Origin of the sequence: Asticcacaulis sp. W401b (assembly GCF_046503825.1) — a bacterium.
Taxonomy (GTDB): Bacteria; Pseudomonadota; Alphaproteobacteria; order Caulobacterales; family Caulobacteraceae; genus Asticcacaulis.
This window is the reverse complement of record NZ_JBKFEE010000002.1, coordinates 524345-542664: the sequence shown is the minus strand read 5'-3', so window position 1 is coordinate 542664 and position 18320 is coordinate 524345. Positions and strand designations below refer to the sequence as shown.

Here is an 18320-nt window from a genome sequence, read left to right as displayed (position 1 = left end):
CCTTCGCCCCACCTTGAGGGAAACGGGAGCACTCACCCCCGCCGGAACAACCGCGACGCCAGCGCGCCCATGCCCATGCTCATAAAGACGCAGGCCAGCCCATAAAGCCAGGCATGACGGTGCGCGACCGTATAGACGAAGCGCTCAAACCCGACCTTTTCCACCGTCAGCTTTTTCTCGCTATAGCCGACCGGCTGACCGTCGCGGAACAGCCAGACCTCCGCCGTATAGTCGCCAATGGGCGCTTCCGAGGGCAGGGTCACTTCGGCGCGAAACAGGTTCTTATCAACAAAGCGCACGCCCAGCGGATTATCATTATAAAGCCCGGCCTTCGATTTCAGCCGGATGACCGCCCGCCGCCAGTCGAGATAGTCGTCTTCGATGCCGTTGACGACCACATCCTTGACGCCATAGCGCGTCACCACCTTGTTTTCGCGCGAGGTGTCCATGGCGATATAGTCGAGCCCCAGCCCCAGAAGCCGCCGGTGCGAAAAATCGGTAATGCGGTCCAGCGGTTGCGACGAGGCCGCCATATAGTAGCCGGGCGCGCCTTCGAAGACGACGGGACGCGAATTGAGCCATACGGCCCCGGCCTTGACCTTGCGGATCAGGCGCATCGAAGCCTGTGGCCCGCGGATGATCACCACCACGTCGGACGGCTGGTCTTCGGGCTGAAACACGGCCCCATAAAGGATAACCTTGGCCCCCTGAAACGAGGAGGAGACCTCGATACGGTTCTGGGTCAGGTCGGTGGACAGGAGGTCAGCCGACACGCCCGCCGCCGGTTGCGTCTCGATGTAGGGCACCGGGGGCGCGGGGGCGGTGACGTCGGGCGGCAGGGAGGCGGCAACCATATCCTGCCCCTATCCGTTGGTGGGGGCCAGAATGAACGGGTCTTCCGGCGGTACAAACAGGGTAAAGCCCATCTGCAAACCGGCCATTAAAATAATAATGGCCAGTACCACCCGCATCTGTTCGGCGCGGAATCGCGTGGCAGCGCGGATACCCAGTTGGCCGCCGATCACCCCGCCGATCAGCAGGATAAAGGCCAGCACCGCATCGACCGTATGGTTGCGCACGGCCTGCAGGATCATGGTGACCAGCGTCGTAATGACGATCTGAAACAGGCTGGTGCCCACCACCGCCGAGGCCTTCATACGCAGCAGATAGATCATGGCCGGCACGATCAGAAAGCCGCCGCCGACCCCCATCAAGGCCGCCAGAAGACCGACGACAAAGCCAATCGCAATCGGGGGAATCACCGAAATGTAGAGGCCCGATACCGGAAAGCGCATCTTGTACGGCAGGGCGTAGAGCCAGCCGGGGCGTTTGACCTTGGGGCGTTCGGCAGGCAGGCCGTCGCGCGCCCGCAACAGGGCCCGCAGGCTTTCATTGAGCATCATGCCGCCGATGGTGCCCAGCAGCAGCAGGTAGAGTATGGCGACCATCAGGTCGGCCTGCCCCAGGAGGCGCAGCAGGCGGAAGACTTCGACGCCCGCAACCGCCCCGGCGATGCCGCCCGCGGCCATGACCGCACCCATGCGGTAATCGACGCTGGCTTCGCGGCCATAGCTCATGACGGAAGAGGTCGAGGTGGCCAGAACGTGCCCGGCCTGAGACGCCACCGCAATCGACGGCGGTATGCCCAGCGCCACCAGCACCGGGGCCATCAGAAAGCCGCCCCCGACGCCAAACAGACCCGACAGAAACCCCACAACCACACCCAGCCCGGCCATCAGCCAGACATTCACCGACATCTCGGCGATGGGCAGGTAGATTTCCACGTCAGGGCCTTTCGGGTAACCAGATTTCCGGCCATGCCAAGTCTGTCACAGACGACCGGAGGGGGCCATATCTTATTGGCCCCGCAAGGTTAACGCGCCGCTAAGCTGGTGTCGTCTGTTTTGCTTTTCAGCGGCGTAAAGGCGCGTGCGGCGGTCTGCGCCGTGGCCACCTGTTCCGGCTTCAGACGCGCGCGCAGCTCCTTGAGCATGGACTCGGCCTCGCGGTCGCCATTATTTGCCGCAATCGACAGCCACTTATAGGCTTCCGGGGCGTTTTCCGGGATGGCGGTGCCCTGCATATACATGACGCCGATACCGAACTGACCATCGCGCACGCCGTATTCGGCCGACTTGCGAATCCAGCTCGCTGCCGCATTGTAATCGAGCGGGCCGCCTTCGCCATTATAGTTCATCAGACCAAACTTATACATGGCCAGCGGATAGTCCGCCCTGGCCGCGCGTTCGGCCCACTGGCGCGCCTGCGCCTTATCGGCCACGACCAGCCCGTCGCGCCCACCGTCATAGAGGGTGCTCATCTCGTACTGCGCCACCGGATAACCGAGATCGGCGACGGTACGCATGGCCTCAACCGCCTTGGGGTCGTTGGCATCCAGCGCCAGAGACGCAGCCTCGTACATGGCCTTGAGACGCTTCATGTCCTGCGCCGTCTGCGCCTTCGGCTGGGGCGTCGTGATCGCCGCCGCCGCCAGGGTGGGCTTTTGCGCCGCCGGTTCGTCCTTGTCACGGAAGGCGTAGTAACCGCCGACCGCCCCCGCTGTCACCACGATGGCGATGGACGAGGCCTTAAAGGCGTTCAGCAGGGTCTTGCCCTTGGCCTTTTCGGGCTTCGGCTGGGCTTCGCGCGTGCGCGAGGTGCCGAGTTTCAGCCCCAGAGGCTTCTTGGTGTCGACCCCTTCGATCGAGGCGCGTACCGCCGCGCGCGCCGCCGCCAGAGCGTCACGCGTGGACAGGTTTGTCGCGTCTTCGTAGGCCGCGCCCGACAGGGCCGCCGGGGCCACCTTGCGCGACGCATCGACGTCGGCAAAGGGGTCGAGGTCGAAATCATCGGTAAAGGGGTCAGCGGCGGCACGCGCCGCGCGCGGCTTCAGCGGGGCCTGCATGTCGCGGCCATCCTCTTCGCTCAGCGCCCCCTGCGCCCGCGTTTCGGCGATCAGGGCCTCGGCAAACGGATCAGAGGCCAGGCCTTTGGCTGGCTCAACGATATCGGTAAAGGGATCGTCCTCAAACGGATCAGCGCCAAACTGCGTCACCGATTCCAGCAGACGCCCGGTCAGGTCATCGTCCGACGACGCGCGCCTGACCCCTGTCTGGATCACCGGTTCCGGGGCGGCCTCAGCGACCGGCGCGGGCGCTTCGTCTTCGAAGCCATGCTCAAAGGCCGAAAACGGCTTTTGCTGCAGTTCGGTCGGCGCATAGAGCGGCGCCTGCGGGGCGTCGCGTTCGGCTTCGCGCAGCAGGGACTGGGTCTGGGCCTGCCCCAGACGCGCGTCGATCTTGTTGCGCGCCTCGTCGAGCAGCTTTTGCGTGCGCTCCTCGCTCTGACGAATGCGCTCGGCAATGTCGGAATGGACGCGCTGATGACGGGTATCGAGTTCTTCGCCAACGCCTTCCAGCACCTGAGTGGTGCGCTTTTCGGTCTCGACGATCTTGCGCGTCAGGCTCTCGGAAATGCGGGCGATTTCCCCGCTCAGGCGCTCAAGAGCGCTGGCGTGGGTCGCATCCGCCGCGGCAAAGCGCGACTCGACCTGATCGTTCAGGCGCTTCATATCCGCGGCCATGTGGGCGACCGCCTCATTACCCGATCTCTGCACGGCCGCCACCTTACGGTTGAGGTTATCGGCAATTTTCAGGACGTCCTGCCCCAGGGTCTCAATGGCGCGGGCCTGACGCGACTCAGCCGCCGCCAGACGCGATTCTACCACCGCCAGCGTCTCCTCGGCGGAGCGCTGCTGGCTGTCTTCCAGAAGACGCATCACTTCAAAGCGCGACTCTTCGACACGACGCGTCAGATCGGCCGACAGACGGCTCAGCGACTGCACCGATTCCGGGTCGGTCACATCGCCCTGCGCCTCGGCGCGGTTCAGGCGCGCATCCAGCGCCGTAAAGGCCTGCTCCAGACCCCGCATGGCGGTGGCGGTGCGCGCTTCGGCGGCCTCAAGACGTTGCGACAATTGCGCGGCCACGCGGTCCACCAACGCCTGCGCCGCCGCGTCAGGGTCGCGCAGTTCAAGCTGGCTCAGGCGGTGCGACAGGCCGACCAGATCGCCGCGCACATCCTTAAGCACATCGCGTGAGCGGACGTCGTTTTCATAAAGCTGATTGGCCAGACGCCCGACGGCAGCCTCGACCGTTTCAAACGCCGCCTGCGCCGGATTGGCCTTCAGCTCGGCCTCCAGACGCGCCACGCGTTCACGCTCCTCGCGCAGATGGCCAGACAGACCCTCCAGACGCTCGGCCTGCGCATCGACCAGACGTTCCGCCGTTTCCAGACGCTCAGACAGGGCCTGACGGTCGGCATCGCCACGCGCCAGCCACTCACGCGAATCGGCCACGCTGTCGAGCACTTCACGCGCCGTATCGCTCATGCGCGCTTCGGTTTCGGCCACCGTCTCGGCCAGCGTGCTTTCGGAGCGCTCCAGACGGTTGAGCAGGGCCTCCACGGCCTGAGACACACCGCGCACGGCCGAAGCCGAGCGCAGTTCGGAATTTTCGAGACGCGACCCCAGGGTTTCCAGCACGCGCGTCACCTTGCCGATGTCGCCCCCCGACGCCTGACCCGACGGCGCTTCGTCGTAATAGGCAGGGGCCACGGGGGCGCGGCGCTGACGCTCAGCGGCCATGGAATAGGGGGCCGGACGACGCGCCGGCGCGGGCTGAGGGGCCACATCGCGCGGCGCGTACATATCGTCGTCGTAGTCGTCTTCGGCGTAAACGGGCTCAGGGGCACGACGGGTGCGCGGGGCCGGGTTACGGGCCGCGCGCTGACGCTCACGGCGGATCGCCGCATCGACGTCTTCGCCCTTGAGAATCATCTGATTGAGCCATTCGCCCAACGTCATGCCAGAGCGGTGCGCCAATTCCTTGGCCACTTCTCTCGCCTTGGCGTCGATGCCTTTTACGCTCCAAGGCGTGCCGCTCATCCGAATCCCCTATCAACCTTTGCGGTAAAGGCTAATACGCATCATCTGGGGTGTAAACCTTTTGTTAACCCCAATATCTGGGAGAACATTATTCTTCTGTGGAAGATGCGCCGAAACGAATCGCTTTTCTGGCGAAGCCAGTCCCTGCATACCGCTTATCCACAAAAAAACGCAACACCTCTTGCGCGTCTGCGCCTCACGAGGCCCATATGCCGGGCATGGACCTGAACCTGCCCCTGACCCTCATCCTGCTGGCTGTATTTGCCGGACTGACCGTCCTTTCCGGCTGGCTGGGGGCGCGTCCGCCCGACCTGCGCAAGGAAAATCCCCGGCTGATCCCGTGGCGCTTCGTGATGCTGCTGGCGGCGACGGTCAGCATCTTCCTGATCATCCATGCCCTGACCGTGCTGGGCCTGAAGACCGATCCACCGGCACAGTATTGACGCCGATTTTCGGCCACGAAAATCACGAAAACGGTGGCGGAGTCTTACCCTAAAGGGCTCGTCTGTCGAGGCGTCCGCACCGTCCTCTTTTCCAGCTTTTCGTGTTTTTCGTGGCCAATTCTCTTCCCGACGTTCGAGCATGAATAAAGCCCCGGCTCTGACGAGGCGGGGCTTGGAAGATTTCAGTCGCGTTTCTGGTTATAGAAAGCTGTGTTTGTTTACTGGACAAACCCGCCGACGCCACCATCAAAGACCATCGTCGAGCTGTACGAAGCCGACGACTGCTTCACGACTTCGCGCTGGGCCATATAGTTTTCGGTGGTGGTCAGGGTCAGCACCTTGATACCGGCGCCGAACTTGCGCAGCAGCGAGCGTTCGTTACAGTCGCGCGCCGCCAGTTGCACCTTGCAGCGGACCTGACCGCCTTCGTGCCACAGGGCCTCGCTCTTGCGGCAATCGTAAGACTTGCCTTCGCCGCCGTCCTTGTCGCGCAGGGTGTAGCGCATCTTGGTCCCGGCGATACAGCGATAGACTTCGCCGGCATAACTGCCCGCCACGTCCTTACCGCCAAAGACCTGAGAGGCCGGATGCGGCACGCCCTTGTCGTCGATGCAAGCAGCTTCGATAATCATCAGGCGGGTCGAGCTGCGCGACGCCTGATAGGATTCCATGGCGCGCATTTCGCCGCCTTCGACGTTGAGGCCCATGGTCGAGGGGATACCCTGCGCCTGCGACCAGTTGCCGTAGCCGCCGCCGTAATAGACCGCACCCGAACCGGAACCGTTGAAGGCGCCGGGACCATAGGCGCGCGCGCTGGCATTGGCGTTGACGTTCACATTGACGTTGACGTCGACATTGCCGCCACCGCCGCCACCGCAGCGGCCACCGCCGCACGGCATGTTGGGCTTACCCGGATGGGTCGGCGGGCTGGGCGGGGCCGGCGGCGTGCAGCCGCTGTTGCAGCCCGCGCCGGCCAGAGCCGCGCTGGCCGTCATCATCATGCCGAACCCGACCACGGCGGCAAGGGTTTTCGCAAAGCTAACGCGCATATCACGCTCCTGAGTGTCTGGGGCAGGCCGCCGTAATACAGGCCCGGCTGCCGCTGAATGATCTGTGGTCCGCAACGGTCCTAAAATGCGCCAGTCTGGCACAAACGGGACCCGTTCTGCCGTCGTCTGAGCAAGATCCGTACCGGACCGCTGAGACGGCGGACAAAAAGGCTTTCTGTCGTCGTAGCACAGGTGTCTTGCGGTAGTATTAAGCGCCTGACGCGAAAAGAGAACCGCTTTCCCCCTGCGGGTGCGCCGGGCCGGTTTTTTTTCGGCTCTGCATCGGCATGGGGCCAGACAGGCCGGATTCTTGCTGTGTACGCCTCAGAGGAGGCCGCCATGGCTCACAATGACACAGGGACATTTCTCAGCTACTGGCAGGCGCTGCGTCGCAAGGCCGGTCAGACGCCGCTGCGTTCGGACCTTGACCCCATTCATCTGAACGCCCTTCTGCCGTCCGCCTTTATACTGACGGCGCGCGACGGCTTTCGCTTCCGCCTGATCGGGGAACGCGTCGAACGCCTGCACGGCACGCACCTCAAGGGGCGCGCCCTTACCGAACTGTTTGGCGAAGCGCACGCGGCGCTGGTGGTGGCCAGCCTGACCCTGGCACGGCAGCGCGAAGAGGCGGTGTGTCTCAAGGTCCATGTGCCGCTTGAAACCATGGACGCTACGGGTGAGCTGATGCTGGTGCCGCTGCGTAATGACGAGGGCCTTGTCGATCGCTTTGCCGGGGTCTATGCCCTGCATAGCGGCTGGCCGCGCCACTTTGCCAGCGTCCACCCGCTCGATATCGAGGCCCCGCTGGCCGGCAAGCTGAGCCTGCTCGCGGCCCAGATCGAAAACACACAGCCCACAGCCCCCAATGGCCAGACGCGCCTGATCGTGCTGAACGACCACCGCCGCGTGGCGTAAACGGGATTTGCTATTGAATTTTTTGTCACGGCGGGTGAGCCTCTCTGTCTGAGAAGGAGCGCCCATGACCGAGGACGAATACGAAGCCGAGCTGGCCCGCTTGCAGGGGGCTCTGGTCGATGCCCAGATCTGGGCCGTGGCCGAGGGCAAGAAGATCTGCCTTGTTTTTGAGGGCCGCGACAGCGCGGGCAAGGACGGGGCCATCAAACGCATTACCGAGCACCTGTCGGTGCGGCAGACGCGCGTCATCGCCCTGCCCAAACCGTCTGATCGTGAAAAAAGCCAATGGTGGTTTCAGCGCTATGCCGAGCACCTGCCCGCCGCCGGGGAATGGGTGATCTTTAACCGCTCGTGGTACAACCGCGCCGGGGTCGAAAAGGTGATGGGCTTTTCCACGCCGCAGGAGCAGGAGATTTTCCTGCGCGATGTGACGCCGTTTGAGACCATGCTGGACGATGCCGGGATCATCCTGATCAAGCTGTGGCTGGATATTTCCAAAAAAGAGCAGAAAGAGCGGCTGGATGACCGGCGGTCGGACCCGCTCAAGCGCCTGAAGGTATCGCCGCTCGATGCGGTGGCGCAGGAGAAATGGGACGCTTATTCGGCCGCGCGCGATGAGATGCTGCGCCGCTCACACCATGCGGGCGGCCCGTGGACCTGCGTCAAGACCGACAAGAAAAAAGACGCACGGCTCAACATTATCCGCCACGTCCTGCACAATCTGGGCTGTCCCGCCTATTCTCACGACGTCCCCGCTCCCGATGCCAACATCGTCTTCGGCTACGACCGGGTGATCGCGGGCGAACGGGAACTGTTCAGTTAGGGTCGAAGCTCAACAGGCGGATGCGGTCGGCATCTTCGTCCGTTGGTATAAAACCATGTGACTGCCCGAAATCATAATGATCGGGACGGACCCCGTCTTTCGGCCAGTCCCTGACGCACAGACTAGGTATGGGGAATTGGCATCGTGCGCGGATGGCTTTATGAAGCCTGCACACCCTTCTTGAAGCGAGCCCTCATGTCCCCCAAACGCCTCGTCCTGATCGACGGTTCCGGCTATATCTTCCGCGCCTATCACGGCCTGCCGCCCCTGACGCGCAAGTCCGATGGCCTGCCGGTCGGGGCCGTGTCGGGCTTTTGCAACATGCTGTATAAGCTCATCAAAGAGAACCGCGGTGACGATGCGCCGTCGCATCTGGCGGTGATTTTTGACGCCGGGGCGCACACCTTCCGCAACGACCTCTATGATCAGTATAAGGCGCACCGCCCGCCGCCCCCCGAAGACCTGATCCCGCAATTCCCCCTGATCCGTCAGGCGACGAAGGCCTTTGGCATCCACAATGTCGAGCTTCTGGGCTTTGAAGCCGATGACCTGATCTGCACCTATGCGCATCTGGCCGTGCAGCAGGGCTTCGAAGTCACCATCATCTCGTCCGACAAGGACCTGATGCAACTGGTCAATGACCACGTCTCCATGCTCGATCCGGTCAAGGGCACGCACGTCGGGCGCGAGCAGGTCATCGAAAAGTTCGGTGTGCCGCCGGAACTGGTCGTCGATGCGCAGGCCTTGATCGGCGATTCGACCGATAACGTCCCCGGTGCGCCCGGCATCGGCATCAAGACCGCCGCTCAGCTTATCCTCGAATACGGTTCGCTTGATGCCTTGCTTGAGCGCGCGCACGAGATCAAACAGCCCAAGCGTCGCGAGGCCCTGACCGACTTCCGCGATCAGATCCTGATGTCGCGTGAGCTGGTGCGTCTGCGCTGCGACGTGCCGCCACCGTGCCCGATCGAGGAATTTGCGCTGAAAGACCCGAACGCCGCCGAACTGGGGGCGTTTCTGGCCGAGATGGAGTTCACCTCTCTGGCGCGTCGCGTCGGTGGGTCGCTGGCGACGCTCGAAACGGCGCAGGCCACCCCGCGCGACCTCACGGCGCCTGTGTCCAAGCCCCTGTTCGGCACCACGGCTCAGGTGAGCGCGCCGCGCCCGGCCACCCCCGAAGCGCTGCTGACACCGGTCGATTACAGCGCCTATCAGTGCGTTCAGGACATCGAGATGCTGAAGGCCTATCTGGCTCAATGCCGCGCGGCAGGTGTGTTTGCCGTCGATACCGAAACCGACTCGCTGTCGGCCACGGCGTCGGGGCTGGTCGGCGTGTCTCTGAGCTGCGCGCCGGGATCGGGGGTCTATATTCCGCTGGCGCATCAGTCGGACGACGGCGGTCTGGCTCTGTCCGGGGATGAGCTGAAACAGATTGCTCTGGTCGAGGCTTTGGCCGAACTGAAGCCGCTGCTCGAAGACCCGACAGTGCTCAAGGTGGGGCAGAATATCAAATACGACCTGTCGGTCTTTGCGCGTTATGGCATCCGCGTCGCGCCCTATGACGACACCATGCTGATCTCCTACGTGCTCGAAGGCGGCCTGCACGGGCACGGCATGGATGAGCTGTCGGAGCTGCATCTGGGCCACACGCCCATCCCGTTCAAGCAGGTGGCCGGCACGGGCAAGAGCGCCAAATCGTTCAAATTCGTCGATCTGAAACCGGCCACCGAATACGCCGCCGAAGACGCCGACATCACGCTGCGTTTGTGGCATGTGCTCAAGCCGCAACTGGCGCAAAAGCGGCTTCTGACCGTCTATGAGACGCTGGAACGCGCCATGCCGACGGTTCTGTCGGACATGGAACTGGCCGGCGTGCGCATCGACCCGCAGGTGCTGCGCCTTCTGTCGCAGGACTTTGGCGTGCGCATGGGCGAGATCGAGGCCGAGGCGCACAGCGTGGCCGGCCATCCGTTCAACCTCAATTCGCCGCAACAACTGGGGGCCATCTTCTTCGATGAAATGGCCCTGCCCGGCGGCAAGAAGACCGCGACGGGGCAGTGGGCGACTGACGTCAAGGTGCTGGAAGAGATCGCCGAAAAGGGCACGCACGATCAGGGCCAGCGTCTGGCCCGTCTGCTGCTCGATTACCGGCAGATGGCCAAGCTGAAAGGCACCTATACGGACGCTCTAGTCGAATATGCCGACGCGCAGACCCACCGCATCCATACCTCCTACCAACTGGCGTCAACCACCACGGGTCGCCTGTCGTCCAACGAACCCAACCTGCAAAACATCCCCATCCGCACGCTGGAAGGGCGCAAGATCCGTACCGCCTTCGTGGCGCGTCCGGGCCACAAGCTGATCTCGGCCGACTATTCGCAGATTGAGCTGCGCCTGCTGGCCCATATCGGTGACATCGGACAGCTCAAAAAAGCGTTTCAGGACGGCATTGACATCCACGCCCTGACGGCGTCGGAAATGTTTGGCGTCCCGGTCGAAGGTATGCCGTCCGAGGTACGCCGTCGCGCCAAGGCCATCAATTTCGGCATCATCTACGGCATTTCGGCGTTTGGTCTCGGCAATCAGCTCGGCATCGACAATCAGGAGGCCGGTCGTTACATCAAGACCTATTTCGAGCGCTTCCCCGGCATCAAGGCCTATATGGACGCGGCGAAAGAACAGGTGAAGGCGACGGGCTATGTCGAAACCATCTTCGGCCGGCGCATCCACATCCCCGACATCCACGCCAAGTCGGCGGGCCAGCGCGCCTTTGCCGAACGCGCGGCGATCAATGCGCCTATTCAGGGCACCGCCGCCGACATCATCCGCCGCGCCATGATCCGTATGCCGGGCGCGCTCGAAGCGGCGGGCCTGACCACCACCATGCTGCTTCAGGTGCACGACGAACTGATTTTCGAGGCCCCCGAAGCCGAGGTCGAAGCGGCCAAGGTGGTGATCGTCAAGGTGATGAAACACGCAGCCCTCCCGGCGCTCGACATCTCCGTGCCGCTGGAGGTCGAAGCCAAGGCAGCCGACAACTGGGACGAGGCGCATTGATGACCACTGTAAAACGCCTCGACCACTTCAATATCCAAACCCACGACATGGCGGGCACCATCGCCTTTTATGCCGATCTGCTGAACCTTGAGGCCCGCACGGCGCCAGAGCGCGACCCGGCGGACCGCATGTGGCTTTACGACTCCGGTGACCGTGCCGTGATCCACCTCAACCGTTTTGGCACCGATAACACCATACCGCGTGAGGTGGTGCCCGGTAACCCGACCGGGGCGATCCACCATATCGCCTTTGAATGCGACGGCTATGAAGAGACCGTGGACAAACTTAAGGTTATGGGGCTCTACTACGCTACCAATGATATTGCGCGTATTTCTTTGCGACAGATATTTGTCGCAGACCCTAACAATGTGCTACTGGAACTCAATTTCCGCGGGTGATATTTCATTATTTACAAAACGCCATATGGGGATTTCGTTTTAAAACTCTCATCTATACTATAGTTAACCTTCCATTCAGCATTAATACGGAAAAAGCGGGAAGCGTATACTCTGTATCCTCCCCGTATTTCCGTGTGCTCAATGTTCAAAAATCTCACTATTCGCGCGCGTATCGTCGCGGCCTTCGCTCTTATCCTCTTCGCTACGGTCGGATTGGGGGTGTTCAGCATCAGTCAGTTGAATGCCGTCAACCGCTCGGTCGATGATCTGGGCTCCAACTGGCTGCCGACGGCCAATACACTGGGGGACGCCTCGCAAACCTTCGAACTGATGCGCCTGCGCCAGTCGCAACTGCTGATCGTCGCTGAAGCCGAGCGTCCGGAGATCATCGAAAATATCGCCAAGGCGTCAAAGGACCTCGAAGCGACGCTCGAAAGCTACAAGACGATGATCGCCAACAGCGAGGAGCAGGCGCTGGCCGACAAGATCTACGGCACGATGGAGGGCTACCGCACCAACAGCCAGCGCTATCTCGATCTGGTGGCTGCGGGCGATATGGCGGGCGCACAAACCGTCTTTATGAACGACATGCAGGCTCAGGCCCGCACCCTGCGCGAGGCTATCCGTGCCGACCGCGCCTATCAGGTCGAGGAAGGCAACAAGGCCGCGGCTCAGGGCATCGCTACGGGCAAATCGGCCGCCACCCTGATCCTGATCGCTCCGGCGGGGACGGCGGTGTTTGCCGCCCTGATCGGCTTCCTGATGATCCGCAGCGTCTCTGTGCCGATTGCGCGCATGTCGGACGTGATGAAGGCCCTGTCCGGCGGTCAGGCGGATGTGAAGGTGCCCAATCTGGGCGAACGTAACGAAATCGGTCAGATGGCGGCGTCTGTCGAAGTCTTCCGCGACGGCCTGATCCGCAACCGCGCCCTTGAAGCCGAAGCGGCAAAGGCCCGCGAAGATTCCGAATATCAGCGCAAGCAGGCGATGCGTGATCTGGCCGCCGATTTCGAAGGCGCTATTGGTGGCGTGGTCGAAATGGTGTCTTCCGCCGCGACGGAGATGCAGGCGACGGCGGCGCAACTGACGGCTTCGGCGCAGGAATCCTCGGCGCAGGCACAGTCGGTGTCGGCAGCCGCCGAAGAGGCCGGCACCAATGTGACCTCGGTGGCCGGTTCGGCTGAGGAACTGGGGGCCTCTGTCTCAGAAATCAGCCGTCAGGTGCAGCATTCGCTGGTCAAGGCGCGCGAAGCCGTTACCGAGGCCGAAGCCACCTCGGCCATCGTCAACGAACTGTCAGAAGCGGCAGGCCGCATCACCGGGATCGTGGACATGATTTCGGGCATTGCGTCGCAAACCAACCTTTTGGCGCTGAATGCCACCATCGAATCGGCGCGCGCCGGTGAGGCGGGCAAGGGCTTCGCCGTCGTCGCCGCCGAAGTGAAGACGCTGGCTACCCAGACGGCCCGCGCGACCACCGAGATCAATCAGCAGATCGCCGGCATTCAGGCGACCACCGAACAGGCGGTGCGCGCCATCGAAAACATCTCGCAAACCATCCGCATCATCAACGAATCCTCCGCCACCATCGCCGCCGCGGTGGAGCAGCAGGGCGCGGCGACGAGCGAGATCGTACAGGCGGTTAATCAGGCCTCTATGGGCACGACCGAGGTGACGCAAAGCATCACCGGCGTCGCCCGTCTGGCCGAAGAAACCGGCATGGGCGCGTCTCAGGTGCTGAACGCCTCCTCCGAACTGGCGCAACAGGCGGAGACGCTGCGGGCACAGGTCAACGGCTTCCTGGCGCAGGTCCGCGCGGCGTAAGGCGACTCTGGGGGCAGGCTCCATCGGGAACTAGAGCGAAATGACTTTAGATGGAAACGCCATTTCGCTCTAAATTTTTGTTTTGTCGCGATGTTTTTGCGGAAAACCGCTCACACTTTTGGCTTCGCCGAACTCCGCTTCCGCACATCGCTCTAATACCAACGGCCGAAGATGCTGACTGCATCTGGACGTTGAAGACACGAGACTCTCTCGAAAGGCATACCAGGGGTCATTTTCGATGACCCTTGGTATGCGCCCTTTCAGTTCACGCCGCATTTCCCCCTCAGGTTTTGCAGCCCGCATATACAATCCTTTAACCGTGTTTTTACACTTTCACATAACACTCCTCTTTGAATTGTTCGAATGCGTGCCTGCAATTATCAAGAGGGGGAACAATGTTCAGACATATCTCTGTCCGTATGCGGATTATCTCTGCCTTTTCGGTTGTCCTTGCCTGCACGCTGGGACTGGGTCTGTTTGCCATCAACCGTCTGGCCACCGTCAACGCGTCCCTTAATGATCTTGCCACCCACTGGCTGCCGGCCTCTCATGGTCTGGGCGAAGCCGGTCAGAGTTTTGAGCTGGCCCGATTTCGTCAGCTTCAGCTTACGACCGTTCCAGAGTCCGAACGCGCGGAAATTCGCGACAGCGTTAATCAGGAACTGGCTCAACTGTCGCAAGCCATTGAAGGCAGTACGCGCCACCTGACCAGCCCTGAGGAGCGGGCGCAGTCGGAAAAAATCCGTGCAGAACTGAAAACCTATATGGCCAATAGCGCGCATTATGCCGGGCTGATTGATACCGGTGACATGGCCGCGGCTCAGGCCTATTTCTCGCAAGAGATGCGTACACAGGCCCGCGAACTCCGCAACTATATTCAGGACGCCCGCGCCTATCAGGTGGAGGCCGGCGACAAGGCCGCCGCTCATGGCATGGAACAGGGCGCGACGGCCCGCACCCTGATCCTGATCGCGCTGGGCGTGACGGCGCTGTGTGCCGCCCTGATCGGCTTCCTGATGATCCGCGCCGTCTCTGTGCCGATCGCGCGCATGTCGGACGTGATGAAGGTTCTGTCCGGTGGTCAGACCGAGGTAAAAGTGCCTCATCTGGGCGAACGCAACGAAATCGGGCAGATGGCTGCGGCCGTCGAAGTGTTCCGCGACGGCCTGATCCGCAACCGGGCGCTGGAAGCCGAAGCGGCCAGGGCTCGCGAAGACGCCGAGCATCAGCGCAGGCAGGCGATGCGCGATCTGGCGGCCGATTTCGAAGGGGCTATTGGCGGCGTGGTCGAAATGGTGTCCTCCGCCGCAACCGAAATGCAGGCGACGGCAGCGCAATTGTCGGCGTCAGCACAGGAATCCTCGGCAAAGGCGCAGTCCGTTTCGGCTGCGGCCGAACAGGCCGGCAGCAGTGTCACCTCCGTGGCGGGGTCAGCCGAAGAACTGGGGGCGTCGATCTCTGAAATCAGCCGTCAGGTGCGACACTCGCTCAGCAAGGCGCGCGAAGCGGTGGGCGAGGCCGAAGCCACCTATGCTATCGTCAATGAGTTGTCAGGTGCGGCAGGCCGTATCACCAGCATCGTGGACATGATCTCAAGCATCGCCTCGCAAACCAACCTGCTGGCGCTCAATGCCACCATCGAATCGGCGCGGGCCGGTGAAGCAGGTAAGGGTTTTGCGGTTGTGGCCGCCGAGGTGAAAACGCTGGCTACCCAGACCGCTCATGCGACGACTGAGATCAATCAGCAGATCGCGGGTATTCAGGCGACCACCGAACAGGCGGTGCGCGCCATCGAAAACATCTCGCAGACCATCCGCATCATCAACGAGTCCTCCGCCACCATCGCCGCCGCGGTAGAGCAGCAGGGTGCCGCCACCAGCGAGATCGTATTGTCCGTAACTCAGGCGTCCACCGGCGCGATTGAGGTGACGCAAAACATCACGGGCGTCGCCCGCATGGCCGAAGAAACCGGCACAGGCGCGTCTCAGGTGCTGAGCGCTTCGTCCGAACTGGCGCAACAGGCGGCGAAATTGCAGGCGCAGGTCAACGGCTTCCTGGCGCAGGTGCGCGCCGCCTGATCCGGTTTGGTGCCTATGCCGCCAGACCGGCCTGTACCAGCAGGGGTTTGAGCCGCACCAGCGCCGCCGGGTCTTCCATCAGGCTGGCGCGCACATCGGGGGCGCGCAACTGCTTCATGATCTCTGCCTTGGCCAGTTCGCTGAGCGCGCCCAGCGGCCCCGACTGCCCGGTGGCCAGCCCCAGCAGGGCCGCCATGCGCTGAAGTGGTGACTTGGAGCCTTTTAGGATTTGCGGCAAAAGCTGCACATCCCCGGCAATCTGCGCGCCGATCTGCCCCAGTCGCGTATGAGCGGCTTCGGTATCGCTTTCCCCCAACGCCGCCTTGCTGATGCGGCGTTGCAGCAGGGCCAGCAACTGAAGCCGCTGCGCCGCCGGGCGTTTGGGATCACGCAGGTCGGTTTCAAAGCGATGCGCCGTCAGGGCCGACAACAGCCAGCGCGCCGCCTGTTTTTTATTGGCCGCCCCGACCACGTTCTCGCACAGCCACAACAGGCGCTCGATCTCTTCGAGGCAGTGCGGCGCGCCGCGCGTCAGGCCTTCGACAAAAGCACTCGACACCAGCATTTTGGAGCGTTCGATAAAGGCGTCGGAAATGTCTTCGCGCTCGACCTGCTGCTGGCTGCCGGCCGTGAGCGCCAGCGCCATGGCGCGCAGAAGGTCGATTTCGCCCACCGGATTGTCCGGCATCAGCCGCTTTACGCCGCGCAGTTCGCCCAGCACATTGCGAAAGGCCTGAAGGCGCAGGTCGCGGAAATGGCCGTCGCGGATCAGGCGCGCAAACTCTTCGAGGTGGGCGGGCGGTGGCGGTAAGGCGCGCCCAATGCCCGTATCGACCTGACTGAGGCGTTCGATGGCTTCACCGCTGACCATATGGGTCAGAAAAGCCAGACCCTGCCCCAGAGTGATATCGCTGCCCAGAATTTCGGCCAGTCCGCCCTTGCGCGCAAACAGTTCGACCAACGGCATTTCGATGACGTCGAGCGCCCATTTCAGCTCCGGCTTGCTGACGATGGCGGCCGCGATACGCGTCAGCGGCATCAGCTTGCGCCCGGCACTGCGGTCCGCGACCATCAGCTTCGCCACCGCGCCGCCAAACGCGTAGCCGCGCTCAGGTGATTGCCCGATACGCGCAACCTGAGCCGCGATATCGCCGCTGAGGTCGATGTCACCGAACACCTTTTTGCGCCCGTCGCCGATGACGCGGTTGAGGGCCCTGTCCGTCAGATTGGTCCAGCGGCGCATGATCTCGTGGATCGAGGCCCCCGTTTCCTCGGATTCGGGGATGGCGACCTTCTGGATGGCGTGGGTCAGGTCATTGGTCGAAACGTCGAGCCGCTCACACAGGACGGGGCTGTGCAGCAGTTCGAACACGGTGGCCCCCTGACGGCGCAGCCAGTCTTCGAGCACGCGGGCAATGGTTTCGCGGGCGTGGCGGCTATAGAGGTCCTGCGGCGAGGTACAGACAGGCTCGGCACTGCTGGCGACCTTGGGCTTGCTGCGTGTTTCCGGCAGCCCCTCAGTCAGCACGGTATAGGTGCGAAATTCCCCGGTATCGTCGGAAAAGACTTCCTTGGTCACCTTGATGGCGGCGGCGCGACGGGCGTTGAGCAGCTCACGCGCCTGCGCGATGGCGGCGTCTCGGTCTTCCAGCGCGTTTTGCAGCACCCAGCCCGATTGCGGCGTCTTGCGCGAAAAGATTTCGTAGTGGATCTGACCGGCCATAAAGCCTCAAGCGTGACGTCAATAATTGGCTCTTTATGACCCGCGTGTCACAAACCCTGCCATTCACGTCGAAATATGGACGAATCCTGTTAAATTAACGTTGAAGGGTCGTCTGGGCCTGATTATCACCCCGGAGCGGCCTATATTTGGTCAATAATTGAGTGTTTTGGCGTAAACGGCGTTATATGGTGCGCCACAGGTAAGACAACCGGAGGGCTTATGGCCAGAATTACCCTTGTCGATGATGACGAAAACATTGTCACCAGCGTTTCGCTGGCGCTGGAAAGCGGCGGACATACGGTGCAGGCCTATCACGACGGCGCGACCGGTCTGGCTGCACTGGAAAAGGACCCGCCCGATCTGGCCATCCTTGATGTGAAGATGCCGCGCATGGACGGTATGGAGGTGCTGCGTCGCCTGCGTATGAATTCCAACCTGCCGGTGATCATCCTGACGTCGAAGGACGATGAGATCGACGAAGTGCTGGGCTTCAACCTTGGCGCCGACGACTATATGCACAAGCCGTTCTCGCAGCGCCTGCTGCTGGAGCGCGTCAAGGCCGTGCTGCGCCGCGCCGGCGTCGTCGATCAGTCCGAGCCGCCGGAAACGCAGGAAGCGCTGAACGCCAAGTCGCTGAAGCGTGGCAAGCTGGTCATGGACGCCGCCCGCCACGAATGCACCTGGGACGGCAAGCCGGTGCGCCTGACCGTCACCGAATTCCTGCTGCTGCACGCCTTGGCGCAGCGTCCGGGCTTCGTCAAAAGCCGCGACAACCTGATGGACGCCGCCTATGACGATCAGGTCTATGTCGATGACCGCACGATCGACAGCCACATCAAGCGCATGCGCAAGAAGTTCCGTCTTGTTGATCAGGAGTTCGACTCCATCGAAACCCTCTATGGCGTAGGCTATCGCTACCGCGAAGTGTAACCCATGCCGTTTGCCCGCTTCCCTTATACCTCCCCGGCCTGGCCGGGGAGGGGTGCCGCACGGGCCGCCGCTGGCGGAGACGTGTGGCGGTGGGGGGGCTTGTTGCGTCCACCTCCCCAGTCCCTTGGGGAGGCA

Annotated in this window: 12 protein-coding genes and 1 pseudogene; 8 read left to right on the top strand and 5 right to left on the bottom strand. The window is 62.5% G+C overall.

Annotation, left to right across the window (positions count from 1 at the left end; translation table 11 throughout):
- Window positions 1-32: 32 nt before the first annotated feature.
- The 3 genes and pseudogenes from ACK8OE_RS07220 to ACK8OE_RS07210 form a co-directional block, all read right to left on the bottom strand.
- Window positions 33-854, bottom strand: coding sequence for a TIGR02186 family protein (locus ACK8OE_RS07220; RefSeq protein WP_126421622.1), 822 nt, complete (start codon window positions 852-854; stop codon window positions 33-35).
- Between the two features lie 9 nt (window positions 855-863).
- Window positions 864-1784: a sulfite exporter TauE/SafE family protein gene (locus ACK8OE_RS07215; RefSeq protein ID WP_410271986.1), complete on the bottom strand. Its 921-nt coding sequence runs from the start codon at window positions 1782-1784 to the stop codon at window positions 864-866.
- A 236-nt stretch (window positions 1785-2020) separates the two neighbouring features.
- Window positions 2021-4945 (bottom strand): annotated as a pseudogene (locus tag ACK8OE_RS07210) (hypothetical protein); the annotation flags it as partial.
- 209 nt (window positions 4946-5154) lie between these two features.
- Here ACK8OE_RS07210 and ACK8OE_RS07205 point away from each other — a divergent pair.
- On the top strand, window positions 5155-5388 hold the full coding sequence (locus ACK8OE_RS07205) for a hypothetical protein (protein ID WP_410271985.1): 234 nt from the start codon (window positions 5155-5157) through the stop codon (window positions 5386-5388).
- A 218-nt stretch (window positions 5389-5606) separates the two neighbouring features.
- Here the strand turns inward: ACK8OE_RS07205 and ACK8OE_RS07200 are convergent, their stop codons facing one another.
- Window positions 5607-6437, bottom strand: coding sequence for a hypothetical protein (locus ACK8OE_RS07200; RefSeq protein ID WP_410271984.1), 831 nt, complete (start codon window positions 6435-6437; stop codon window positions 5607-5609).
- A 339-nt stretch (window positions 6438-6776) separates the two neighbouring features.
- Between ACK8OE_RS07200 and ACK8OE_RS07195 the strand changes: the two genes are divergently transcribed.
- The 6 genes from ACK8OE_RS07195 to ACK8OE_RS07170 all read left to right on the top strand — a co-directional run bounded on the left by ACK8OE_RS07195 (window position 6777) and on the right by ACK8OE_RS07170 (window position 15532).
- Window positions 6777-7352, top strand: a complete 576-nt coding sequence (locus tag ACK8OE_RS07195) for a PAS domain-containing protein (RefSeq protein WP_410271983.1) — start codon at window positions 6777-6779, stop codon at window positions 7350-7352.
- Window positions 7353-7416: 64 nt separating this feature from the next.
- Complete coding sequence (ppk2, locus tag ACK8OE_RS07190) at window positions 7417-8175, top strand: polyphosphate kinase 2 (protein WP_410271982.1); 759 nt, start codon at window positions 7417-7419, stop codon at window positions 8173-8175.
- Between the two features lie 195 nt (window positions 8176-8370).
- A complete protein-coding gene (gene polA, locus ACK8OE_RS07185) occupies window positions 8371-11232 on the top strand; it encodes a DNA polymerase I (protein WP_410271981.1) in 2862 nt (953 codons plus the stop codon).
- The gene (locus ACK8OE_RS07180) at window positions 11232-11630 is read left to right on the top strand and encodes a VOC family protein (RefSeq protein WP_410271980.1); all 399 of its coding nucleotides are present in this window, start codon (window positions 11232-11234) and stop codon (window positions 11628-11630) included. Before polA ends, ACK8OE_RS07180 begins: the two co-directional genes overlap by 1 nt.
- A gap of 141 nt (window positions 11631-11771) precedes the next feature.
- On the top strand, window positions 11772-13454 hold the full coding sequence (locus tag ACK8OE_RS07175; RefSeq protein ID WP_410271979.1) for a methyl-accepting chemotaxis protein: 1683 nt from the start codon (window positions 11772-11774) through the stop codon (window positions 13452-13454).
- Between the two features lie 395 nt (window positions 13455-13849).
- Window positions 13850-15532: a methyl-accepting chemotaxis protein gene (locus ACK8OE_RS07170; protein WP_410271978.1), complete on the top strand. Its 1683-nt coding sequence runs from the start codon at window positions 13850-13852 to the stop codon at window positions 15530-15532.
- 13 nt (window positions 15533-15545) lie between these two features.
- Here ACK8OE_RS07170 and ACK8OE_RS07165 read toward each other — a convergent pair whose 3' ends face one another.
- Window positions 15546-17255, bottom strand: a complete 1710-nt coding sequence (locus ACK8OE_RS07165; RefSeq protein ID WP_410271977.1) for a hypothetical protein — start codon at window positions 17253-17255, stop codon at window positions 15546-15548.
- Between the two features lie 219 nt (window positions 17256-17474).
- Between ACK8OE_RS07165 and ACK8OE_RS07160 the strand changes: the two genes are divergently transcribed.
- Window positions 17475-18185 carry a response regulator transcription factor gene (locus ACK8OE_RS07160; RefSeq protein ID WP_290799773.1) on the top strand — a complete coding sequence of 237 codons (711 nt, stop codon included), beginning with the start codon at window positions 17475-17477 and terminating at the stop codon, window positions 18183-18185.
- Window positions 18186-18320: the final 135 nt, after the last annotated feature.